This window comes from Citrobacter sp. wls615 (assembly GCF_005281355.1).
Classification (GTDB): Bacteria; Pseudomonadota; Gammaproteobacteria; order Enterobacterales; family Enterobacteriaceae; genus Citrobacter; species Citrobacter werkmanii.
The window spans coordinates 1-23743 of the sequence record NZ_SZXM01000007.1 but is presented as its reverse complement, the minus strand read 5'-3'; the positions used below and the strand labels follow the sequence as shown (position 1 = coordinate 23743).

At 54.5% G+C, this 23743-nt stretch carries 20 protein-coding genes and 1 other RNA gene; 8 read left to right on the top strand and 13 right to left on the bottom strand.

Annotation, left to right across the window (positions count from 1 at the left end):
* Nucleotides 1–53 precede the first annotated feature (53 nt).
* From gcvP to FDX04_RS03120, 7 genes are all read right to left on the bottom strand, one after another.
* A complete protein-coding gene (gene gcvP, locus FDX04_RS03150) occupies nucleotides 54–2927 on the bottom strand; it encodes an aminomethyl-transferring glycine dehydrogenase (protein WP_137370428.1) in 2874 nt (957 codons plus the stop codon).
* 127 nt (nucleotides 2928–3054) lie between these two features.
* Entirely contained in the window at nucleotides 3055–3444 is a 390-nt protein-coding gene (gene gcvH, locus FDX04_RS03145) for a glycine cleavage system protein GcvH (RefSeq protein WP_006686886.1), read from the bottom strand.
* A 24-nt stretch (nucleotides 3445–3468) separates the two neighbouring features.
* Nucleotides 3469–4563 carry a glycine cleavage system aminomethyltransferase GcvT gene (gene gcvT / locus FDX04_RS03140; protein ID WP_048215585.1) on the bottom strand — a complete coding sequence of 365 codons (1095 nt, stop codon included), beginning with the start codon at nucleotides 4561–4563 and terminating at the stop codon, nucleotides 3469–3471.
* A 452-nt stretch (nucleotides 4564–5015) separates the two neighbouring features.
* Nucleotides 5016–6218, bottom strand: coding sequence for an FAD-dependent 2-octaprenylphenol hydroxylase (gene ubiI / locus FDX04_RS03135; RefSeq protein ID WP_137361300.1), 1203 nt, complete (start codon nucleotides 6216–6218; stop codon nucleotides 5016–5018).
* Between the two features lie 81 nt (nucleotides 6219–6299).
* Complete coding sequence (gene ubiH, locus FDX04_RS03130; protein WP_137361301.1) at nucleotides 6300–7478, bottom strand: 2-octaprenyl-6-methoxyphenyl hydroxylase; 1179 nt, start codon at nucleotides 7476–7478, stop codon at nucleotides 6300–6302.
* Nucleotides 7475–8800 carry a Xaa-Pro aminopeptidase gene (pepP, locus tag FDX04_RS03125; protein WP_137361302.1) on the bottom strand — a complete coding sequence of 442 codons (1326 nt, stop codon included), beginning with the start codon at nucleotides 8798–8800 and terminating at the stop codon, nucleotides 7475–7477. Before pepP ends, ubiH begins: the two co-directional genes overlap by 4 nt.
* 25 nt (nucleotides 8801–8825) lie before the next feature.
* A complete protein-coding gene (locus tag FDX04_RS03120) occupies nucleotides 8826–9404 on the bottom strand; it encodes a YecA family protein (RefSeq protein WP_137349424.1) in 579 nt (192 codons plus the stop codon).
* Nucleotides 9405–9571: 167 nt separating this feature from the next.
* Here FDX04_RS03120 and zapA point away from each other — a divergent pair, with 167 nt between their 5' ends.
* The 3 genes from zapA to FDX04_RS03105 all read left to right on the top strand — a co-directional run bounded on the left by zapA (nucleotide 9572) and on the right by FDX04_RS03105 (nucleotide 10742).
* A complete protein-coding gene (zapA, locus tag FDX04_RS03115; RefSeq protein ID WP_003026980.1) occupies nucleotides 9572–9901 on the top strand; it encodes a cell division protein ZapA in 330 nt (109 codons plus the stop codon).
* 41 nt (nucleotides 9902–9942) lie between these two features.
* Nucleotides 9943–10126: non-coding RNA, 6S RNA (ssrS, locus tag FDX04_RS03110), on the top strand.
* A gap of 19 nt (nucleotides 10127–10145) precedes the next feature.
* A complete protein-coding gene (locus FDX04_RS03105; RefSeq protein ID WP_137361303.1) occupies nucleotides 10146–10742 on the top strand; it encodes a 5-formyltetrahydrofolate cyclo-ligase in 597 nt (198 codons plus the stop codon).
* A gap of 380 nt (nucleotides 10743–11122) precedes the next feature.
* Here FDX04_RS03105 and serA read toward each other — a convergent pair whose 3' ends face one another.
* Together serA and rpiA are read right to left on the bottom strand one after the other, a co-directional pair.
* The gene (gene serA, locus FDX04_RS03100) at nucleotides 11123–12355 is read right to left on the bottom strand and encodes a phosphoglycerate dehydrogenase (RefSeq protein ID WP_137370427.1); all 1233 of its coding nucleotides are present in this window, start codon (nucleotides 12353–12355) and stop codon (nucleotides 11123–11125) included.
* Between the two features lie 270 nt (nucleotides 12356–12625).
* Nucleotides 12626–13285 (bottom strand): ribose-5-phosphate isomerase RpiA, encoded by a 660-nt coding sequence (gene rpiA / locus FDX04_RS03095; protein ID WP_016154364.1) that lies wholly within the window; start codon nucleotides 13283–13285, stop codon nucleotides 12626–12628.
* A gap of 170 nt (nucleotides 13286–13455) precedes the next feature.
* On the opposite strand from rpiA, the gene argP reads away from it, so the two are divergent.
* The 5 genes from argP to FDX04_RS03070 all read left to right on the top strand — a co-directional run bounded on the left by argP (nucleotide 13456) and on the right by FDX04_RS03070 (nucleotide 20002).
* Nucleotides 13456–14349 carry a DNA-binding transcriptional regulator ArgP gene (gene argP, locus FDX04_RS03090; protein ID WP_032940465.1) on the top strand — a complete coding sequence of 298 codons (894 nt, stop codon included), beginning with the start codon at nucleotides 13456–13458 and terminating at the stop codon, nucleotides 14347–14349.
* Nucleotides 14350–14582: 233 nt separating this feature from the next.
* Nucleotides 14583–16727: a methylmalonyl-CoA mutase gene (scpA, locus tag FDX04_RS03085; RefSeq protein ID WP_137361304.1), complete on the top strand. Its 2145-nt coding sequence runs from the start codon at nucleotides 14583–14585 to the stop codon at nucleotides 16725–16727.
* A complete protein-coding gene (meaB, locus tag FDX04_RS03080; RefSeq protein WP_137361305.1) occupies nucleotides 16720–17715 on the top strand; it encodes a methylmalonyl Co-A mutase-associated GTPase MeaB in 996 nt (331 codons plus the stop codon). Before scpA ends, meaB begins: the two co-directional genes overlap by 8 nt.
* Nucleotides 17716–17725: 10 nt before the next feature.
* Nucleotides 17726–18511, top strand: coding sequence for a methylmalonyl-CoA decarboxylase (scpB, locus tag FDX04_RS03075; RefSeq protein ID WP_137370426.1), 786 nt, complete (start codon nucleotides 17726–17728; stop codon nucleotides 18509–18511).
* A gap of 24 nt (nucleotides 18512–18535) precedes the next feature.
* The gene (locus tag FDX04_RS03070; RefSeq protein WP_137361306.1) at nucleotides 18536–20002 is read left to right on the top strand and encodes an acetyl-CoA hydrolase/transferase family protein; all 1467 of its coding nucleotides are present in this window, start codon (nucleotides 18536–18538) and stop codon (nucleotides 20000–20002) included.
* Here the strand turns inward: FDX04_RS03070 and FDX04_RS03065 are convergent.
* From FDX04_RS03065 to FDX04_RS03050, 4 genes are all read right to left on the bottom strand, one after another.
* Nucleotides 19999–20895 (bottom strand): LysR family transcriptional regulator, encoded by an 897-nt coding sequence (locus FDX04_RS03065; RefSeq protein WP_137361307.1) that lies wholly within the window; start codon nucleotides 20893–20895, stop codon nucleotides 19999–20001. The genes FDX04_RS03070 and FDX04_RS03065 overlap by 4 nt on opposite strands.
* A 122-nt stretch (nucleotides 20896–21017) precedes the next feature.
* On the bottom strand, nucleotides 21018–21764 hold the full coding sequence (locus FDX04_RS03060; RefSeq protein WP_003027002.1) for an oxidative stress defense protein: 747 nt from the start codon (nucleotides 21762–21764) through the stop codon (nucleotides 21018–21020).
* A gap of 93 nt (nucleotides 21765–21857) precedes the next feature.
* On the bottom strand, nucleotides 21858–22493 hold the full coding sequence (gene argO / locus FDX04_RS03055) for an arginine exporter ArgO (protein WP_137361308.1): 636 nt from the start codon (nucleotides 22491–22493) through the stop codon (nucleotides 21858–21860).
* A gap of 205 nt (nucleotides 22494–22698) precedes the next feature.
* Complete coding sequence (locus tag FDX04_RS03050) at nucleotides 22699–23559, bottom strand: small-conductance mechanosensitive channel MscS (protein ID WP_042310907.1); 861 nt, start codon at nucleotides 23557–23559, stop codon at nucleotides 22699–22701.
* Nucleotides 23560–23743 lie beyond the last annotated feature (184 nt).

The following is a 23743-nucleotide window of genomic DNA, read 5'->3' as shown; positions in this document are numbered from 1 at the left end:
GGGAGGCGGCTTCGCCTTACCCGGCCTGGAAATTGTTTAACTACGCGGAAAAGTTACTGATATTCGCTCATCGGCACGCAGGAGCAGAACAGGTTACGGTCGCCGTAAACGTCATCAAGACGCTTCACGGTAGGCCAGTATTTGTTCGCCACGCCTGCCGGGAAAACTGCGATTTCGCGGCTATAACCGTGGTTCCACTCGCTGACCAGCTCATTCTGGGTGTGCGGCGAGTTTACCAACGGGTTATCTTCCAGCGACCACTCACCGGCTTTCACACGCTCGATCTCAGCGCGGATTGCCAGCATCGCGTTAATAAAGCGATCCAGTTCCACTTTGCTTTCAGATTCGGTCGGTTCCACCATCAGCGTACCCGCTACCGGGAACGACATGGTTGGCGCATGGAAACCATAGTCGATCAGACGTTTGGCAATATCCAGTTCGCTGATGCCGGTCTCTTCTTTCAGTGGGCGAATGTCGAGAATACATTCATGCGCCACACGGCCATCGCGACCGGTATACAGTACCGGATAGGCATCTTTCAGACGGCTGGCAATGTAGTTAGCGTTAAGAATCGCGACCTGGCTTGCCTGCTTCAGACCTTCTGCGCCCATCATACGGATGTACATCCAGCTGATTGGCAGAATGGATGCGCTACCGAACGGTGCGGCAGACACCGCGCCCTGACGGGTCAGCATCCCTTCAATCTGAACGACGCTGTGGCCCGGTACGAACGGTGCCAGATGCGATTTAACGCCAATCGGTCCCATACCTGGGCCACCGCCGCCGTGCGGAATGCAGAAGGTTTTATGCAGGTTGAGGTGCGAAACGTCCGCGCCGATAAAGCCCGGCGTGGTGATTCCAACCTGGGCGTTCATGTTCGCGCCGTCGAGGTACACCTGGCCGCCGAACTGGTGCACAACTTCACACACTTCGCGGATCGTTTCTTCATACACGCCGTGGGTGGACGGATAGGTCACCATGATGCAAGAAAGGTTTGCAGCATGTTGTTCTGCTTTTGCCCGCAGATCGTCCAGATCGATGTTGCCGTTCTTATCACAGGCGACTACCACCACCTGCATCCCCGCCATTTGTGCGGAAGCCGGGTTAGTACCGTGGGCGGACGCCGGGATCAGGCAGATATCGCGATGGCCTTCGTTACGGCTTTCGTGATAATGACGAATCGCCAGCAGGCCAGCGTATTCGCCCTGTGCGCCGGAGTTCGGCTGCATACAGACTGCGTCATAGCCGGTCAGTTTTACCAGCCACTCGGAAAGCTGACCGATCATCTGGTGATACCCTTCCGCCTGCTCTGGCGGGCAGAACGGATGCAGTTCAGCGAATTCCGGCCAGGTGATAGGAATCATCTCGGCGGCGGCATTCAGCTTCATGGTGCAGGAACCCAGCGGGATCATCGCCTGGTTCAGCGCCAGATCTTTACGCTCCAGCGAGTGCATGTAACGCATCATCTCGGTTTCGCTGTGGTAGCGGTTAAACACCGGGTGGCTGAGGATCGCGTCATCACGCAGCATGCTGCTCTGAATGGAACGGCTGTCGAGCGCCACGTCTTTATCCAGCGTGTCGATGTTCAGGCCGTGGCTGTCGCCCAGCAGAACAGTGAACAACTGCACCACGTTTTCACGGGTGGTGGTTTCGTCGAGCGTAATACCTACCGCGTTATGAATATCGCTGCGCAGGTTGATCTCTGCCGCTTCCGCACGCGCCAGTACCGCAGCTTTATCAGCCACTTCAACACACAGCGTGTCAAAGTAATGCGCATGACGCAGCTTTAAGCCTTTCTGTTGCACACCTGCCGCCAGAATATCGGTCAGGCGGTGGATACGATTAGCGATGCGCTTCAGACCGACCGGACCATGATAAACGGCATACAGGCTGGCGATGTTAGCCAGCAGTACCTGTGAGGTACAAATGTTGGAGTTCGCTTTCTCACGGCGGATATGCTGCTCGCGAGTCTGCATCGCCATGCGCAGTGCGGTATTGCCCGCCGCATCTTTTGATACGCCGATAATACGGCCTGGCATGGAGCGTTTGAATTCGTCTTTGGCGGCAAAGAATGCCGCGTGCGGGCCACCGCAACCCATTGGAACACCGAAGCGTTGCGCAGAGCCGAAAACGATATCCGCACCCTGTTTGCCAGGAGCCGTCAGCAGCACCAGCGCCATAAAGTCGGCAGCAACGCTGACCACAACTTTACGGGATTTCAGCTCAGCAATTAGTTTGCTGTAGTCGTGCACTTCACCAGTGGTACCAACCTGCTGCAACAGCACGCCGAACACATCCTGGTGATCCAGTGCTTTCGCTGCGTCATCCACAATGACGTCAAAACCAAAGGTTTCGGCGCGAGTGCGCACGACGTCCAGCGTTTGCGGATGAACATCAGCCGCCACAAAGAAACGGTTGGCGTTTTTCAGTTTGCTGACGCGTTTGGCCATCGCCATGGCTTCTGCCGCCGCGGTGGCTTCATCCAGCAGAGAGGCGGAGGCCATGTCCAGCCCCGTCAGGTCCAGCGTGACCTGTTGGAAGTTCAGCAGCGCTTCCAGACGGCCCTGAGAGACTTCCGGCTGATACGGCGTATACGCGGTGTACCAACCCGGATTTTCCAGCATGTTACGCAGGATAACCGGTGGCAACTGCACGGCGGTGTAGCCCATGCCGATGTAGGACGTGAAGCGCTTGTTACGCCCGGCGATGGCTTTTAATTCGGCCAGCGCAGCGTATTCTGTCGCCGCCTCGCCTACCTGTGGCGGGGTTGCGAGCTGAATGTCTTTCGGCACAATCTGGCCGATCAGCGCGTTTAACGACTCGGCGCCAACCGCATTCAGCATCTCTTGCTGCTGCGCGGCGTCCGGTCCGATGTGGCGTTCAATGAAAGCGCCGCTGTTTTCAAGCTGGCTTAACGTCTGTGTCATGGGCGATGGTTCCTGAAACGTGCAGTGAATCGTGATTGTCTCTAACTCAATTGCCCGGTGGCGCTGACGCTTACCGGGCCTGGATAAAACCGTAGGCCGGATAAACGCAGTGCCATCCGGCACAATCTTATTCGTCTTCTAACAATGCTTCGTACGCAGTGGCATCCAGCAGCGATTCGATTTCGCTTTCATCGCTGGCTTTGATTTTGAAGATCCAGCCACCGGCATACGGTTCGCTGTTGACCAGTTCCGGGGAGTCGCTCAGCGCGTCGTTAACCGCAACAATCTCACCGCTTACCGGCGCATAAATATCAGAAGCTGCTTTTACGGATTCCGCAACGGCGCAGTCATCACCCGCGCTGACGGTGGCACCAACTTCTGGCAGGTCTACGAAAACCATGTCACCCAACAGCTCCTGAGCATGTTCGGTGATACCAACGGTGTAAGAGCCGTCAGCTTCTTTGCGCAGCCATTCGTGTTCTTTGCTGTATTTCAGTTCTGCAGGTACGTTGCTCATCAATCAATCTCCAAAAAGGATGAATCACGCGACGGCTTTGCCGTTACGCACAAAAACAGGTTTAGTGACTTTTACTGGCATTTCGCGGTTACGGATCTGCACGATCGCGGTCTCACCAATACCCGCGGGTACACGCGCCAGCGCGATGCTGTAACCCAGGGTTGGGGAGAATGTTCCGCTGGTGATAATGCCTTCATGTTGGTTACCGGAAGCGTCAGTGAAACGGACTGGCAGTTCATTACGCAGCACGCCCTTCTCGGTCATCACCAGTCCGACCAGCTGTTCGTGGCCTTTTTCACGCTGCATTTCCAGCGCTTCACGACCAATAAAGTCGCGGTCGGCAGGTTCCCACGCAATGGTCCAGCCCATGTTGGCTTCCAGTGGAGAAATCCCTTCGTCCATCTCCTGACCGTACAGGTTCATACCCGCTTCCAGGCGTAGCGTGTCACGCGCACCCAGACCGCAAGGTTTGACGCCTGCCTGTACCAGCGCACGCCAGAAATCAGCCGCTTTTTCATTCGGCATGGCAATTTCATAGCCTGCTTCGCCGGTATAACCGGTGGTTGCGATAAACAAATCACCCGCCTGAACGCCGAAGAACGGCTTCATACCTTCTACCGCATGGCGCTGTTCGTCAGTAAACAACGTTGCTGCTTTTTCCTGCGCGTTTGGCCCCTGCACCGCAATCAGCGACAGGTCGTCACGAACGGTGATGTCGATGGCGTAAGGTTCAGCGTGTTGGGTAATCCAGGAGAGGTCTTTTTCGCGGGTGGCGGAGTTTACAACGAGGCGGAAGAAATCTTCAGTGAAGTAATAGACAATCAGGTCATCTATCACGCCGCCCGATGCGTTAAGCATACCGGAGTAGAGGGCTTTACCCGTCTTCGTTAGCTTCGCGACGTCGTTTGCCAGCAGATAACGCAAGAACTCCCGGGTGCGGCTGCCGCGCAGGTCGACGATGGTCATATGCGACACATCAAACATACCGGCATCGGTGCGAACAGCATGGTGTTCATCGAGCTGAGAACCGTAATGCAGTGGCATCATCCAGCCATGGAAATCTACCATGCGCGCGCCACATAGCGTGTGTTGTTCGTACAAAGGAGTCTGTTGAGCCATCTTTTCCTCGTTGAATAAGCGGGGCTACCAACTCTTTCGCGGTGAAATTTTCGCCACGAAACCCAGCACCGCAGCCGCTCCAGGGGCTACGACGCAAACGTTCTCTTTGTCCTGAACTTACCACCGAAACAGACGCTAAACCATAAGGCAAAATTAGCCATCACATTAGCTTATGGCAAAAAATGGCCAGATCGACGACAGAATAAAAACCCATAACCACACGAAAAAATCAGAATAATAAGCATAAACAAGGCAGAGTAATCAGCAGTAAACAACATTAAATGTGGAAAAAATGTCAAAAATGGCGTTATGAAAAAAACGTGATATTAAAAAAACTAATGCGAAAAAAGGTGTGGAATTAGATTATTTCAAATGAGAGAAGCATCCCGGCGCGAGGGCCGGGAGAGGAAAATGTGACGGGTCTCAAACTCTTAAGATTGTCCTTACGGACGCTAACGTAGCCACTCGGGAAGATCGTTCAGTCCCATCGCCTGACGGATGAGCTGCGGTTTTACGCCCGGAAGGGTATCGGCCAGTTTCAGACCAATATCACGCAGCAGTTTCTTCGCCGGATTCTCACCAGCAAACAGTTCACGGAAGCCCTGCATACCGGCCAGCATCATTGCTGCGCTGTGCTTACGGCTGCGCTCATAGCGACGCAAATAGAGATACTGGCCAATATCTTTGCCCTGACGTTGTAGCCGCTTAAGCTCATCGATAAGCTCTGCCGCATCCATAAAGCCGAGGTTAACCCCCTGACCTGCCAGCGGATGGATAGTATGCGCCGCATCCCCCACCAGCGCCAGACGATGGGCGGCGAACTGACGCGCATAGCGTCCCGTCAGCGGAAACGTCTGCCGTTCGCTTTCAACGCTGCACAGTCCCAGACGGTTATCAAAAGCGATATTCAGCGCCTGATTAAACTCCTCAACGCTTGCCTGCTGCATGCGTTCGGCTTCCTGCGGAGAAAGTGACCAGACGATAGAGCACAGATGCGGGTCACTGAGCGGCAGGAATGCCAGGATACCCTCGCCGTGAAACGCCTGGCGCGCAACCGCGCCGTGGGCTTCCTGCGTACGGATCGTCGCCACCAGCGCATGATGACGGTAATCCCAGAAGGTGAGCGGAATGTCTGCTTTATTACGCAGCCAGGAGTTAGCGCCATCCGCGCCGATCACCAGGCGAGCCGTCAGCATTGCGCCCTCTTTCAGGGTCAGAAATGCCTCGTTCTCACCCCAAGCTACCTGCTGTATTTCAGCGGGTGCCAGCAGCGTAATATCCGGCGAACGCTGCGCCTTTTGCCACAGCGCGTAATGGATCTCTGAGTTTTCGACGATGTGGCCCAAATGGCTGTAGCCCATGCTCTGGTCGTCAAATTCAATGCGCCCGAAGCTGTCTTTGTCCCAGACTTCCATACCGTGATAGCAGCACGCGCGACGGGCAACGATATCTGACCAGACGCCCAAACGAGTAAGCAGTTTTTCACTGGCGGCATTGATTGCCGACACGCGAAGCTGAGGAGCTGCATCCGCCGCCAACGGCTGCGGAACATGTTGTTCTAACACCGCAACGCGTAACCCGCTGCCCTGCAAGCCGCAGGCAACCGCCAGTCCCACCATGCCGCCACCGACAATTGCTACATCAACACTTTGCACTGTTTACTCCTGGAAACCGGAACAATCAAAACCGTAGACCGGATAAGGCGTTTACGCCGCCATCCGGCCTACAGGCCATATTTATCGCGCAACCCAACCCAGGGTCCGCTCCGCCAGCGCATCGCGCGCGGGTGTGAATAATTCCATCGCCATCAGCCCGACATTGCGGCCAACTACCAGCGGAGCCCAGCGATTGGCAAACAAATACACTAAATTGTTGGTCACACCAATCGTCGTTTCGCGATCGCGCTCGCGGCGTTGCTGATAGCGTGCCAGCACTGCGTAATCACCAATATCTTCCGCGCAGTTTTGCGCCTGAGTTAACATCTCAGCCAGGCTCATTACGTCGCGCAGACCAAGGTTGAAACCTTGTCCGGCAATGGGATGCAGCGTCTGGGCTGCATTCCCCACCAGCACGGTACGATGGGTCATCGCCTTCAGCGCAGTAGTTAATGACAACGGATAAGCGCTGCGTTTACCGGCCTGGGTAATACGCCCCAGCCGCCAGCCAAACGCGGTTTGCAATTCACGACAAAACCGTTCGTCGGACCAGGCCATGATCTCATCACGCTGCTCCAGCGGGTGGCACCATACCAGCGAGCAGCGACCATCAGACATCGGCAGCATTGCCAGCGGGCCATGCTGCGTGAAGCGTTCAAACGCTCGCCCATCGTGGGGAATGGAGGTCGTGACATTGGCGATTACCGCCAGTTGTTCATAAGGCTGCTGCAGCCAGTCCACGCCGCAGGCGGTAGCCAGCGCGGAACGCGTACCGTCAGCGGCGACCACCACGCGACCGGTAATAACCTCGCCATTTTCCAGCGTGACCTCAACATGTTCCTGCGTACGCGCCACGCTGGCTACGCGATCGGGACAATGTAGCGTGACGCCCGGCGCTTTACGCAGTAGCGCAAACAGACGCAGCCCAACATCGTGGAGTTCCACCACCTGACCCAGCGCCGGGAGACGATATTCCTGCGCATCCAGCGTAACAAATCCGGCATGGCCGCGATCGCTGACGTGGACCGTTTTGATTGCCGTTGCGCAATCGGCAATCGCCTGCCACACGCCAATTCGCGCCAACTGCTGACAGGTTCCTGCCGCCAGCGCAATCGCCCGGGCGTCAAACCCAGGATGACGGTCAGTTTCAGGTTCGCTCGCTTCTATCAGATGAACTGGCAGCGTCCCATGACTGAGCTGGGAAATGGCCAGCGCCAGCGTCGCACCGACCATGCCACCACCGACGATAATTACGCTCATTGCAGTCGCGCCGCAGCCATTAAGGCTTCAATATCATCAGCTTTCTTCACCACGCTGGAGGTCAGGTTTTCGTTACCGTCTTCGGTGATGAGGATGTCATCTTCTATACGAATGCCAATGCCACGATAAGCAGCCGGTACATCGGCATCCGGTGCGATATATAACCCTGGCTCGACGGTAAGCACCATTCCTGGCTCAAGGATACGCGAACGATCCTGACCATAAACGCCAACGTCGTGCACATCCAGCCCCAGCCAGTGGCTAAGACCATGCATAAAGTATGGGCGATGCGCATTCTCGGTAATTAACTGGTCGACGTCGCCGTGCAGAATGCCAAGCTTCACCAGACCGGTAATCATGATGCGCACAACTTCACCGGTGACGTCCTGAATGGAGGTTCCGGGGCGATACAGACGTAGGCTGGTCTCCAGGGATTCCAGTACGATATCGTAGATTTCACGCTGCGCGGGGGTAAATTTGCCATTAACCGGGAAGGTACGGGTAATGTCGCCCGCATAGCCTTTGTATTCACAGCCAGCGTCAATCAGCACCAGCTCGCCATCGCGCATTTCACTTTCATTTTCGGTGTAATGCAGAATACAGCCGTTTTCACCGCTTCCGACAATGGTGTTATAGGACGGATAACGCGCGCCGTGGCGGGTAAATTCGTGGTGAATCTCCCCTTCCAGTTGGTATTCAAACATCCCCGGACGACATTTTTCCATCGCGCGGGTATGCGCCAGGGCGGTGATCTCTCCGGCACGGCGCATGATCGCAATCTCTTCCGGTGATTTGAACAGGCGCATCTCATGCACCATCGGACGCCAGTCGATGATCGCAGCGGGCGCGTGCAGATTTTGTCTGGAGCCTTTGCGCAGTTTATCCAGCGCCGTGCAGACAATTTCGTCGGCCCAGCCATATTCGCCCTGAGCGTGATACACCGCGTCCAGACCATTGAGCAGCAGATGCAACTGTTGATTGATTTCACTGAAGGCCAGCGCCCGATCAACGCCGAGTTTTGCCGGTGCGGCATCCTGGCCCAGACGGCGGCCAAACCAGATCTCCGCCGTCAGGTCGCGAACCCGGTTGAACAAAACACTGTGGTTATGAGTGTCATCACTTTTAATCAGCACCAGCACGGCTTCAGGCTCGTTAAAGCCGGTGAAATACCAGAAATCACTGTTCTGGCGGTACGGGTATTCACTGTCCGCGCTGCGCGTCGCTTCCGGCGCGGCAAAAATCAGCGCGGCGCTGCCGGGCTGCATTTGTGCCAGCAAAGCCTGACGACGACGCTGGAATTCTTGCTGAGATATCTCACTCATAACACTCTCCTTGGCGTTGTTGTATTTAGTGCAGAGTCGGTTTGCGGACTTCCGGCGCCGTCGGCTGCTGACGCGTAAACGTGTCATGGCACAGCAAGGCGGCTACGCGCACGTATTCGATGATCTCTTCGAGCGACATTTCCAGCTCTTCCTGATCTTCGTCTTCGTCATATCCCAACTGAGCGATATTGCGCAGGTCGTCAATCGCTTCACCGGTTTCGCCGGTCACTTTGTCGAGCTTAGGCTGCGTAACGCCGAGACCCAGCAGAAAGTGGTTTACCCAGCCAGCCAGCGCATCGGCGCGATCGAACACGCTGACGTCATCACCTTCAGGCAGAAAAAGCTGAAAAAGGAAACCGTCGTCCTCAAGGGCATCGCTGGTAGCAGAGTGCATTTTCAGCAGTGCCTGAGCCAGCTCGTGACCAAAGGCCAGACCTTCGTTCGTCAGGTCGTGCAACAGCGGCTGCCATGAGCTGTCGTTGTTGCCACCACAAATCATCCCGCTGATTAAGCCGTGCATTTCGGCCGGGGTTAATCCAGCCCCTTGTTGGTTCAAAAACTGGCTAACTTCGCTGTAGCCAGGCATTTCGTTCTGTATAGACATAAGCATTCGTCATCAAAGGGAGGAATATTCATGATATGCTACCACTTTGGACCCTGGTGGACCAGAAAAGGGCTTGTATCTTGATACCAGGGTAGCTATAGTGTCGCCCCTTCGCGGACCCAAGGTCTGGAGACGAAGGCAGCGCAGTCAATCAGCAGGAAGGTGGCATGTCTGCACAACCCGTCGATATCCAAATATTTGGCCGTTCACTGCGAGTGAATTGCCCGCCTGAACAAAGGGATGCGTTGAATCAGGCTGCGGACGATCTCAATCAGCGATTGCAAGATCTGAAAGTTCGCACTAGAGTCACAAATACTGAGCAGTTGGTTTTCATCGCCGCGTTGAACATCAGCTATGAATTAACTCAGGAAAAAGCGAAGACGCGTGAGTACGCGGCGAGCATGGAACAACGTATTCGGATGCTGCAACAGACCATCGAACAAGCGTTGCTTGATCAGGGTCGCATAACCGAAAAAACGGGCCAAAACTTTGAATAACACTTTTCGGTTTACTGTGGTAGAGTGACCGTGAAGACAAAATTTCTCTGAGATGTTTGCAAGCGGGCCAGTCCCCTGAGCCGATATTTCATACCACAAGAATGTGGCGCTCCACGGTTGGTGAGCATGCTCGGCCCGTCCGAGAAGCCTTAAAACTGTGACGACGCATTCACCTTGAACCAAGGGTTCAAGGGTTACAGCCTGCGGCGGCATCTCGGAGATTCCCTTCTACCTGGCAACAGCCATGACACTACTTTCTGAACTCCCTTTATCCCGACAAGAAATACGCACACTGATTCGTCAGCGTCGCCGTGCGCTTACCAGCGATCAGCAACAACACTTTGGTCAGCAAGCCGCGACCAGAATGCTCAGTTTTCCCCCTGTTGTTCTTGCCCATACCGTAGCGGTGTTTCTCTCTTTCGATGGCGAACTCGACACCCAACCGCTGATTGAACAGCTGTGGCGAGCGGGTAAGCGCGTCTACCTTCCGGTTCTTCATCCCTTTAGCCCTGGCAACCTGCTGTTCCTGCACTATCATCCACAGAGTGCGCTGGTGACCAACCGCTTAAAGATCCAGGAGCCACGACTTGATGTCCGCGACGTATTGCCACTGGCAAAGCTGGATGTACTGGTTACGCCGTTAGTCGCGTTTGATGAAGACGGGCAGCGTCTGGGCATGGGCGGCGGATTTTATGACCGTACGTTGCAAAACTGGCAGCAGCATAAGGTCCAGCCGGTAGGCTACGCGCACGATTGTCAGCGAGTGGAAAAGCTGCCTGTCGAAGAGTGGGATATCCCACTGCCTGCGGTGGTGACACCATCCAAAATTTGGGAGTGGTAGCCGTTTTTTGCCGATTGACAGCGCCGTTTTTTTGACCTAAATTCCTCGGTGAAGGGTGAGGGAGGCGAACCTCCCTCCTGCGTACTCTCTGTTAATATGCTGGGCAAGCGATGATTAACAGGATCAGCAGCATGATGACGTATCTCATCATCGTCCCTTTCCTTTTTAGAGCCCCTGCTTCGGTAGGGGCTTTCCCGTTTCAGCGCGATGCTGAGCCCCTATCGTAAATTTCTTTTAGTGCTGTACAACACGCAGCACTGCCTTTAGTTGCCAATTGCGGCAAGGCTCGAAAACAGAATGTATGCGTTACAGAAAGAAATTTTGAGGCAGGGAAATCAGAGGAAAGATGGGCAGGTCATCGCCTGCCCATATAGAGGAAATTAGTACAGCAGACGAGCGCGAATGGTTCCCGGAAGGGCTTTCATCGCCTGTAGCGCTTTCTCTGCCACATCTTCATCCGCTTCAATATCGATAACCACGTAACCTACCTGTGCGGAAGTCTGCAGATACTGTGCGGCAATGTTGACGCCCTGCTCGGCAAAAATCTGGTTCAGCGCGGTCAGAACGCCAGGACGGTTTTCGTGAATGTGCATCAGACGACGACCACCGTGCAGCGGCAGCGAAACTTCCGGGAAGTTAACCGCAGACAGCGTGGAGCCGTTGTCGGAATACTTGATCAGTTTCCCCGCCACTTCCAGACCGATATTTTCCTGCGCTTCCAGCGTGGAACCACCAATATGCGGCGTCAGGATCACGTTGTCGAAATCACACAGCGGCGAAGTGAACGGATCGCTGTTCGTTGCCGGTTCGGTTGGGAAAACGTCAATTGCCGCCCCTGCCAGGTGCTTGGTCGCTAACGCGTCGCACAGGGCTGGAATATCAACCACCGTACCGCGCGCGGCGTTAATCAGCAGCGCGCCTGGTTTCATCAGCGAAATCTCACGCGCGCCCATCAGGTTTTTGGTGGAGGCATTTTCCGGCACGTGCAGGCTCACCACGTCGCTCATATTGAGCAGGTCGGAAAGATGCTGAACCTGCGTGGCGTTACCCAGCGGAAGTTTATTTTCAATATCATAGAAATAAACATGCATCCCCAGTGATTCAGCCAGAATGCCTAACTGAGTACCAATGTGCCCGTAGCCGATGATCCCCAGTTTTTTGCCACGCGCTTCAAAAGAGCCGGTAGCCAGTTTATTCCACACGCCGCGGTGCGCTTTGGCGTTCGCTTCTGGTACGCCGCGTAACAGTAGCAGCAGTTCGCCAATCACCAGTTCAGCAACGGAACGTGTGTTAGAGAATGGCGCGTTAAACACTGGGATCCCGCGCTTTGCCGCAGCGCTAAGATCAACCTGGTTGGTGCCGATGCAGAAGCAACCAATCGCGACCAGTTTTTCTGCGGCGGCAATTACATCTTCAGTCAGATGGGTACGGGATCGCAGGCCAATGAAGTGAGCATCACGGATGGACTCTTTCAGTTGTTCGGTGTCCAGAGCGCCTTTGTGAAACTCGATGTTGGTATAACCTGCTGCACGAAGGCTTTCGAGTGCTTTTTGATGCACGCCTTCTACCAGCAGAAATTTAATCTTATCTTTCTCCAGTGATACCTTTGCCATTTCCCCGACCCTGTCTTTTTTGTTCAATCTGATGTGTTGTGTGTGGGATTTTCATCCGCCTCTTCAACATATCAAAAAATAATATTGCGGCAATATGAACGTTTGCGTCGACATGCTGAGGAAATGTCATTCAGCGGGAAATGTCAGAGGAAAATACTGGCGATAACTTTTTCTTTGGAGAGATCGGCAGGGCAATATTGTAAACGTGATACAAGTCACCAAATTTGCCCTGCCAAAATTTTTTTAACGGGAGAAGACGCTCCCATCAGATCATTTTACGATAGTTTTCACGCCGTCTGGGGTACCGATCAGCGCGACATCCGCACCACGGTTAGCGAACAAACCTACGGTTACCACGCCCGGAATCGCATTAATGGCGTTTTCCAGCGCGATGGCGTCGAGGATTTCCAGACCGTGCACATCAAGGATCACGTTACCATTGTCAGTTACCACGCCCTGACGGTATTCAGGACGACCGCCCAGCTTCACCAACTGGCGAGCCACTGCGCTACGCGCCATTGGGATAACTTCTACCGGCAACGGGAAGTTACCGAGAATATCGACTTCTTTAGACGCGTCAGCGATGCAGATAAATTTTTTCGCCACGGAAGCAATGATTTTTTCACGGGTCAACGCTGCGCCGCCGCCTTTAATCATCTGCATATGGCCGTTGATTTCATCTGCGCCGTCAACGTAAACGCCGAGGCTGTCCACTTCGTTAAGATCGAACACGTGGATGCCAAGGCTTTTGAGTTTTTCGGTCGAGGCGTCAGAACTGGACACCGCGCCTTCAATCTGACCTTTCATTGTGCCCAGCGCATCAATAAAGTGTGCGGCTGTTGAACCTGTACCTACGCCCACAATGGTACCGGGCTGTACATACTGAAGTGCCGCCCATCCTACTGCTTTTTTCAGTTCATCCTGCGTCATGATCGTTTCGCCTGTGGTGTGAATATGGTGGGAAAATTCACGCGCATTATAGAACATTGTGCAGAAAAATGTCCCCACACCCGCTACCAGGTGGCTGATTTCGTCTTTACCCAACCCAAATTTGTGTCATAGTGCAGAACAAGCAAAAATTTCAGGAGTGCGCCAAAGCAATGAAACGTCCGGACTACAGAACACTACAAGCACTGGATGCGGTTATTCGTGAACGAGGATTTGAGCGCGCGGCGCAAAAGCTGTGCATCACGCAATCCGCCGTTTCACAGCGCATAAAACAGCTTGAGAATATGTTCGGACAGCCGCTGCTGGTGCGTACCGTACCGCCTCGCCCTACTGAACAAGGGCAGAAACTGCTGGCGCTTTTACGCCAGGTTGAACTGCTTGAAGATGAGTGGCTGGGTGATGAGCAAACTGGTTCCACGCCGCTGCTGCTTTCGCTGGCGGTGAACGCCGACAGTCTGGCGACCTGGTTGCTTCCGGCGCTGGCCCCGGTACTGGCTAATTCGCCGATTCGCCTGAACCTGCAGGTTGAGGATGAAACGCGCACCCAGGAACGTCTGCGCCGTGGTGAAGTGGTCGGTGCGGTGAGTATTCAACATCAGGCGCTGCCAAGCTGTCTGGTGGATAAACTTGGCGCGCTGGATTACCTGTTTGTGGGTTCAAAAGCGTTCGCCGAGCGCTATTTCCCGAACGGCGTCACCCGCTCTGCCCTACTGAAAGCCCCGGCGGTAGCGTTTGACCATCTTGATGATATGCATCAGGCGTTCCTGCAACAAAACTTCGACCTGCCGCCAGGCAGCGTACCGTGCCATATCGTTAACTCGTCTGAAGCCTTCGTCCAGTTGGCCCGTCAGGGCACGACCTGCTGCATGATCCCGCACTTACAGATAGAAAAAGAGCTGGAAAGCGGTGAGCTTATCGACTTGACGCCGGGCCTGTTCCAGCGTCGGATGTTGTACTGGCACCGTTTTGCGCCGGAAAGCCGCATGATGCGCAACGTTACCGACGCGCTGCTGGCTTACGGTCACAACGTACTGCGTCAGGATTAAACTGTTTGTAGCCTCTGAGTGCCGGATGGCGGCGTAACGCCTTATCCGGCCTACCCCATCTTACCGCTTTTTCATGTTATTCCCGCCACGTCTTTGAAATACATCACAAAATAAAACATACCACGCGGCAAAAAACGACGCGCTGTTGGCTATTTTTTGCTGGCGACAAGCCAAATGAAAAAGCTCACCGTATCTCGTAAAGATTCAACTTATTGCGTAATACGGAGCAAAAAATGGCTAACGTGCAAGAGTGGCAAACACTTGCCAATAAAGAACTCAGTCGACGGGAAAAAACCGTTGAGTCGCTGGAAAGACAGACGGCGGAAGGGATTGTCATCAAGCCGCTGTACACCGAGGCTGACCTCGATAATCTGGAAGTCACGGGCACCCTGCCCGGCCTGCCGCCTTACGTGCGCGGTCCACGCGCCACCATGTATACCGCGCAGCCGTGGACCATCCGCCAGTATGCCGGTTTCTCTACCGCCAAAGAATCCAACGCCTTTTACCGCCGCAACCTCGCCGCCGGACAAAAAGGGCTTTCCGTTGCCTTTGACCTTGCCACCCACCGCGGCTATGACTCTGACAACCCGCGCGTGGCGGGCGATGTCGGCAAAGCGGGCGTGGCGATCGATACCGTTGAAGATATGAAGGTGCTGTTTGATCAGATCCCGCTGGATAAGATGTCGGTGTCGATGACGATGAACGGCGCGGTGCTGCCGGTACTGGCGTTTTATATCGTCGCGGCTGAGGAACAAGGTGTAACGCCGGAACAGCTCACCGGGACCATTCAGAACGATATTCTGAAAGAGTATCTGTGCCGCAACACCTACATTTATCCACCAAAACCTTCAATGCGCATCATCGCCGACATCATCGCCTGGTGCTCCGCCAATATGCCGCGCTATAACACCATCAGCATCAGCGGTTATCATATGGGGGAAGCCGGGGCGAACTGCGTCCAGCAGGTGGCGTTTACGCTAGCTGACGGCATTGAGTACATCAAAGCCGCGCTGTCTGCCGGGCTGAAAATTGATGACTTCGCCCCGCGTCTGTCATTCTTCTTCGGTATCGGCATGGATCTGTTTATGAACGTCGCCATGCTGCGCGCGGCTCGCTATTTGTGGAGCGAAGCGGTCAGCAGTTTTGGCGCAACCAACCCGAAATCTCTCGCACTGCGTACCCACTGCCAGACCTCCGGCTGGAGTCTGACCGAGCAGGATCCCTACAACAACGTGATCCGCACGACCATTGAAGCGCTCGGCGCCACGCTTGGCGGCACCCAGTCGCTGCACACCAACGCCTTTGATGAAGCGCTCGGGCTACCCACCGATTTCTCCGCCCGCATCGCGCGTAATACGCAGATCATCATCCAGGAGGAGTCAGAGATCTGCCGCACCGTCGATCCGCTGGCCGGATCGTACTACGTCGAATCATTGACCGATCAAATCGTGAAGCAGGCGCGCACGATCATTAAACAGATTGATGAAGCGGGCGGCATGGCGAAGGCGATTGAAGCTGGGCTTCCCAAACGAATGATTGAAGAGGCTTCGGCGCGCGAGCAGTCGCTGATCGACCAGGGTAAGCGCGTCATCGTTGGCGTGAACAAGTACAAGCTGGATAAAGAAGACGAAACGTCGATACTGGAAATCGACAACGTGAAGGTGCGCAACGAACAGATTGCTTCACTACAACATATCCGCGCCACTCGCGACAATGATGCCGTCAACGCCGCGCTGACGGCGCTGACCCACGCCGCGCAGCATAATGAAAATCTGCTGGCCGCCGCCGTTAACGCCGCCCGCGTTCGCGCCACGCTCGGTGAGATCTCCGACGCGCTGGAAGCCGCTTTTGACCGCTATCTGGTGCCCAGCCAGTGCGTCACCGGCGTGATTGCGCAAAGCTATCACCAGTCCGACAAATCTGCCAATGAGTTCGACGCCATTGTTGCGCAAACCGAACAGTTCCTCGCGGAAAATGGTCGCCGACCTCGGATTCTGATCGCCAAGATGGGCCAGGATGGTCACGATCGCGGCGCGAAAGTGATCGCCAGCGCCTACTCCGATCTCGGCTTCGACGTCGATCTCAGTCCGATGTTCTCCACGCCAGAAGAGATCGCCCGTCTGGCGGTAGAAAACGATGTGCATGTCATAGGCGCATCGTCACTGGCTGCCGGGCATAAAACGTTGATCCCTGAACTGGTCACGGCGCTGAAAGGCTGGGGACGCGAAGATATCTGCGTGGTGGCAGGCGGTGTGATTCCCCCCCAGGACTACGCCTTCCTGTACGAGCATGGCGTGGCCGCCATTTATGGCCCCGGCACACCGATGCTCGACAGCGTCCGCGATGTGTTGACCCGTATCAGTCAGCATCATGATTAACGCCGCCACGCTTGACGATGCCGTCCGACGCTTGCGGCGCGGTGAACGGGCCACGCTTGCTCAGGCGATGACGCTGGTTGAGAGCAGCCACCCACGCCACCAGCCATTGAGTACGCAATTGCTGGACGCGATTATGCCGTTCACCGGTAACGCGCTGCGTCTGGGCATCACCGGCACGCCGGGCGCGGGCAAAAGCACCTTTCTGGAGACGTTCGGTATGCTGTTGATCCGCCGGGGATTACGGGTGGCAGTGATCGCGGTCGATCCCAGTAGCCCCGTTAGCGGCGGCAGCATTCTTGGCGATAAAACCCGAATGACGGAACTGGCCCGTGCAGAATCGGCATTTATCCGCCCGGTGCCTTCCAGCGGTCATTTAGGCGGCGCCAGCCAGCGCGCCCGTGAATTAATGCTGTTGTGCGAGGCGGCGGGCTTTGACGTGGTGATTGTAGAAACCGTCGGCGTCGGGCAGTCAGAAACCGAAGTCGCCAGCATGGTGGATTGCTTTATCTCACTGCAAATTGCCGGCGGCGGTGACGATCTGCAGGGCATCAAAAAGGGCCTGATGGAGATGGCGGATCTGGTCGTCATCAACAAGGACGACGGTGATAACCGTAACCAGGTTGCCATCGCCCGCCATATGTACGAATCCGCTCTGCATATTCTGCGCCGCAAATATGACGAGTGGCAGCCGCAGGTTCTGGCCTGTAGCGCCCTGGAAAAACGTGGCATTGAGGAGATTTGGCAGGCGATAACCGACTTTAAAACGTGCCTTACCGTCAGCGGTCGACTGGAAAAAGTCCGTCAGCAGCAAGCGGTGGACTGGTTACACAAGCAGGCTGAAGAAGAAGCTTTGCATCTGCTGTTTACCCGGACTGATTTCGACCGTTATTTCCAGCAGACGCTGCAGGCCGTCAAAAATAACGACCTTTCGCCGCGTACCGGTCTGCGTCACATCAGTGAATTTATCCAGCATCATTACTTTGAATAAAGAGAACATTATGTCTTATCAATACGTCAACGTAGTCATCATCCAGAAAGTCGCGGTTATTGAGTTCAATTACACCCGCAAACTCAATGCGCTGAGCAAAGTGTTTATCGACGATCTGATGCGGGCGCTTAGCGATCTTAATCGTCCGGAAATTCGCTGTATCATTCTGCGCGCCCCGAGCGGGGCCAAAGTGTTCTCTGCCGGACATGATATTCATGAACTCCCCTCCGGACGTCGCGATCCGCTCTCCTATGACGATCCGCTGCGCCAGATAACCCGCATGATCCAAAAATATCCAAAACCGGTGATCTCCATGGTCGAAGGCAGCGTCTGGGGCGGCGCGTTTGAGATGATCATGAGTTCCGATCTGATCATCGCCGCTGAAACCTCTACCTTCTCGATGACGCCGGTCAACCTCGGGGTGCCATATAACCTGGTCGGCATCCACAACCTGACCCGCGATGCTGGGTTCCACATCGTGAAAGAGCTGATCTTTACCGCCTCGCCGATTACCGCTCAGCGAGCGATGGCCGTCGGGATCCTCAACCATGTGGTTCCTGACGACGAACTGGAGGATTTCACTCTGCAAATGGCGCACCACATCTCGGAGAAAGCGCCGCTGGCCATCGCCGTCATTAAAGAAGAACTGCGCGTGCTGGGCGAAGCGCACACCATGAACTCAGACGAATTTGAGCGTATTCAGGGCATGCGCCGCGCGGTGTACGACAGCGAGGATTATCAGGAAGGGATGAACGCGTTTATGGAAAAACGTAAACCCAATTTTGTCGGCCATTAATCACGCTCGAGGAAGGAGACGGCCATGAAACGGATGAGTGCCGAAGAAGCGGCAGAAATTATCCAGCACGACGATATGGTGGCATTCAGCGGCTTTACCCCTGCGGGTTCGCCAAAAGCATTACCTAACGCAATTGCTCAACTCGCTTGCGAGCGGCATCAGGTCGGGCAGCCTTTTCAAATCCGCCTGCTGACCGGGGCATCAATTGGCGCTGCCGCTGATGATGCGTTATCCGCGGCGGATGCGGTTTCCTGGCGGGCTCCCTATCAAACATCATCGGGCCTGCGCGAGAAAATTAATCAGGGTCAGGTGAGGTTTGTCGATCTCCATTTGAGCGAAGTGGCGCAAATGGTCAATTATGGCTTTTTTGGCGATATCGATGTTGCCGTCATTGAAGCCTCCGCCATTGCGCCAGATGGTCGGATTTGGCTTTCCAGCGGCATCGGCAACGCGCCGACCTGGCTGCTACGGGCGAAAAAGGTGATTATCGAACTGAATCATTACCATAACCCGCGCGTGGCGGAGTTTGCCGACATTGTGATACCCGGCGCACCGCCGCGGCGAAACAGCGTACCGATTTTTCACACCATGGATCGCGTGGGCAGCCAGTGTGTGCAGATAGACCCGAAAAAAATTATCGCGGTCGTGGATACCGAACTACCCGATGCCGGAAATGCCGCGGATAAAAGCAACCCGGTCAGCCAGCAAATTGCCGATAACGTGGTGACATTTCTGCTGGCGGAAATGGCGCACAAACGCATCCCAGCGGAATTCCTGCCCTTACAAAGCGGCGTGGGCAATATCAACAACGCGGTAATGGCGCGACTGGGCGAGAACCCGGATATTCCACCCTTTATGATGTATTCCGAGGTGTTGCAAGAATCTGTGGTGCATCTGCTGGAAACGGGCAAGATAACCGGCGCCAGTGCCTCCAGTTTGACTATTTCAGCCCCGTCGTTGCAGAAGATTTACGACAACATGGACTTCTTCGCCAGCCGGATTGTGCTGCGCCCGCAGGAGATTTCCAATAACCCGGAAATCATTCGTCGGCTGGGCGTCATTGCGCTCAATGTCGGTCTGGAGTTTGACATCTACGGTCATGCCAATTCCACACACGTAGCAGGTGTGAACCTGATGAATGGCATTGGCGGCAGCGGCGATTTCGAGCGCAACGCCTACCTGTCGATCTTTATGGCGCCGTCGATTGCCAAAGGCGGGAAAATCTCCACCATCGTACCGATGTGTAGCCATGTCGATCACAGCGAACATAGCGTCAAAGTGATCGTCACCGAACAGGGAATTGCCGATCTGCGTGGGTTATCTCCGATGCAGCGGGCGCACACGATTATCGATAACTGTGCGCATCCTCTGTATCGGGACTACCTGCACCGCTATCTGGAGCGAGCGCCCGGCGGGCATATCCATCACGATCTCAGCCATGCGTTCGATCTGCATCGTAACCTGATCGAAACCGGATCGATGCTCGGTTAACTTGCCGTACCCTCACGATCTTCAGCAATATGCTGAAGCATCGTGGCGGTATAACGATGGTTTTTCAGCGAATAGAGAAACTCCTGCATATACATAGGACTGCCGGGCGCATCGAAATATTTCAACGTCGAGGGGTTAACCAGTCGCCAGGCAAAATGAGGGATCACCGTCAAAAACTGTCCGCGCTCCACCGCGCTAATCTTGGCCATAAAGCTGTACGGACGGTAGATAATCGTCGGATGAATTCCGCATGGCCGCATGTAAGCATCGAGCATTGCCTCAAAGTTGGCGCGATTCTGGAAGCGCATTTGTAGCCAGGGCAGCTCGCGCAGCAGCTCCTGCGGCTGTTTTTCCTCGTAGCGCCGGGAAACGAGAAACCCCAGACGCAACGGAGACAGCTCGCTAATCGCCAGATTTTCCAGTTCCTGCACGCGAGAGGAAACGTGCTGCGGTGAGATAATAAAATCCAGTTTCCGGTCGAACAGGTTATCGATCACCCCATTCTCGCTGAATTCAACGGCCTGGGCCGTTACGCCATCGTACTTGTCGCCAAGGCTAATTAACTGGTCAAAAATAATCGTTGGATAGGTATTATCGATGCCGATGACGATTTCTCGCGAGCGGCGAGAGGCGTTATGAATTTCGTTATCAATAGCGGAGAGACGCTGATAAACAGGGAACAGTTTCTGATACAACTCCTGCCCGGCTTTATTCAGACTGATGTTGTTATCTTTGCGGGTAAACAGCGTATAGCCGATTTGATCTTCCAGTGCGGCAATGCTTTTACCGAAAGGCGATGCGGTCATATGGATTTTTTCTGCCGCTCTGGCGATGTTATTGGTTTGCGCCAGCAGAATGAAATTACGCATCTTTTTCGAGATAAAAATATCCATAGCGTCCCCTTAAAAATCGCTATGGCCTATCCTCATTACGCCGAAAAAAAAGACTGGATGTAAGATCTCATTTTTACAGTTACACACAGAAAAAACCCGACTGGAAAGCCGGGTTTGAAAGATTACTGGGTTTTGGCAGGCGTTGCTGCCGGCTGCCCCGCCGTCGGTTCAATCTGGAAGACCACATCAACCTGATCGTCAAACTGAATAACCGGCTGTTCGTAGGTTTCCTGAGCGGATGCCGCAGGCGCTGCATCTGCTTTCATCATCCGTACCATCGGGCTCGGCTGATAATTGGACACGTGGTAGCGCACACTATAAACGGGTCCCAGTTTGCTGTTAAAGCCCGCCGCCAGCTGTTCAGCCTGATGAATTGCATCATCAATTGCCGCTTTACGCGCCTTATCTTTGTAGGCATCCGGTTGGGCGACGCCAAGCGATACCGAACGGATCTCATTCAGACCGGCCTTAAGTGCGCCATCAAGCAGAGCGTTGAGTTTGTCCAGCTGACGCAGCGTCACTTCAACGGTACGCACCGCACGATAGCCTTTGAGGATGCTTTTGCCGTTCTGGTAATCGTAGTCCGGCTGCGTGCGCAGGTTGGCAGCGCTAATGTCTTTCTTCGCTATCTGATTCTGCTCAAGGAAGGACAGATATTGCGCCACGCGCTCATCGGCTTGCTTCTTCGCTGAAGCCGCATCCTTCGCAGCAACATTGACTTCAATCGCCAGGGTGGCGATATCAGGCGTCGCATCCACGCTTGCCGTTCCGGAAGTCACGATGTGCGGTCCGTTTGGCAACTCATTTGCCTGTACCGATAGTGCGCTGAATCCGACTAATGCCGCCAGGGCCATTATTTTGAACTTCACGGTCGTTCCTCCATGTTTCATTAATTACCCCGAAACTCAGGGCACATGCAGGCAAGCTTAGCCGATCTCGCTGCATTGTCCATCAGACAACACTTAGTTGAACAGCGCATGAACATGCGTAACGCCTTCTTTTGCCAGTTGAAAAGCGATAAACCACATCACTAATCCGACTAACGTATTGATGATGCGCTGTGCTTTAGCCGTACGCAGACGCGGCGCCAGCCAGGCCGCCAGCAATGCCAGGCCAAAGAACCACAGGAACGAGGCGCTGACGGTACCCAGCGCAAACCAGCGCTTAGGCTCCACGTCCAGTTGACCACCCAGACTCCCCAACACCACAAAGGTGTCCAGATAAACGTGTGGGTTGAGCCAGGTCACCGCCAACATCGTGGCGATGATTTTCCAGCGTCCTTGCTTCATTACTTCAGCACTGGCCAGTTCCAGATTACTGCTCATCGCCGTTTTTAACGCGCCGAAACCGTACCAGAGTAAAAATGTGACCCCGCCCCAGGTGACCAGCGCCATCAGCCACGGCGACTGCATCAGCAAGGCGCTACCGCCGAAGATCCCCGCGCAAATCAGCACCAGATCGCTGATGGCGCAGAGTAATGCAATCATAATGTGATACTGGCGACGAATGCCCTGATTCATCACGAAGGCGTTTTGCGGACCAAGCGGAAGTATCATGGCCGCACCAAGTGCAAGCCCTTGAAAGTAATACGATAACACGTTTTTATCCCGTACTGTTTCTCTTAGGAGCAGACTATAGCGCGGGAGAATCATTAGCGGAAATGGATATTATTAATCGCGGATTAGAGGAATTAATGAGAGGTTCTTTGCCGGATGTCAGCTAACGCCTTTCCGGCTTACAGTATAGAAATCTGACCAGGCCGGATAAGCGAAGCGCCATCCGGCACCGTGGTGCAGAAAAAGATTACTCTGCCACGTTCTCTTTCACACGCTTGAAGTTCACATCCATCTGCGGATACGGGAAACTGATGCCGTTGGCGTCAAACTCGCGCTTAATACGCTCCAGTACGTCCCAGTAGACGCTTTGCAAATCGCTGCTGTTGCTCCAGACGCGTACAACAAAATTAATCGAAGAAGCACCCAGCTCATTCAGGCGCACCGTCATTTCACGATCTTTAAGGATGCGCTCGTCGGATTGGATGATATCGGTGAGGATTTTCTTTACTTGATCGATATCGGAATCGTAGGCCACGCCGATAATGAATTCGTTACGGCGAACCGGTTCGCGAGAGAAGTTAATGATGTTCCCGGCAATGATTTTACCGTTTGGGATCACCACAATCTTACCGTCTACGGTACGCATGGTGGTGGAGAAAATCTGCACGTTGAGCACGGTCCCCGCCACGCCGCCGAGGTCTACATACTCACCCGCGCGGAACGGACGGAACATTACCAACAGCACGCCTGCGGCAAGGTTGGACAGCGAACCTTGCAATGCCAGACCAACGGCTAAACCTGCGGCACCGAGAACGGCGATCACGGAGGCGGTTTGCACCCCAACGCGGCCCAGCGCGGCAATCAGCGTGAAAGCGATAATACCGTAGCGCACCAGTGCGGAGAGAAAATCGGCAACCGTTGCATCAATTTTCCGCGCCACCATCAGGCGGTTAACGGTGTTTGATACGATACGCGCCACAATCATACCGATGATAACAATGGCGATGGCCGCAACGATGTTGACGGCATAGCTCAACAGCAGTTCCTGATTGCGGACCAGCCAGGTGCCCGCCCCGTTTATGCTGTCGACAACATTCAAATCTTCCATTTACTATTCCTTTTTTGCTTACCCAAATGGGAAAAATAAAGCCGCCCCGCCGGGACTGGCAATCTGACAAGAGTAAACAATAAACCTGATTTTTGCCAAACAGATCACAGAAATCTCTGCCAGCAGCCTGTTGAAATGGCAATAAAAAAGGCCCGCATTGGCGCAATACCGATCAGTTAAGGAT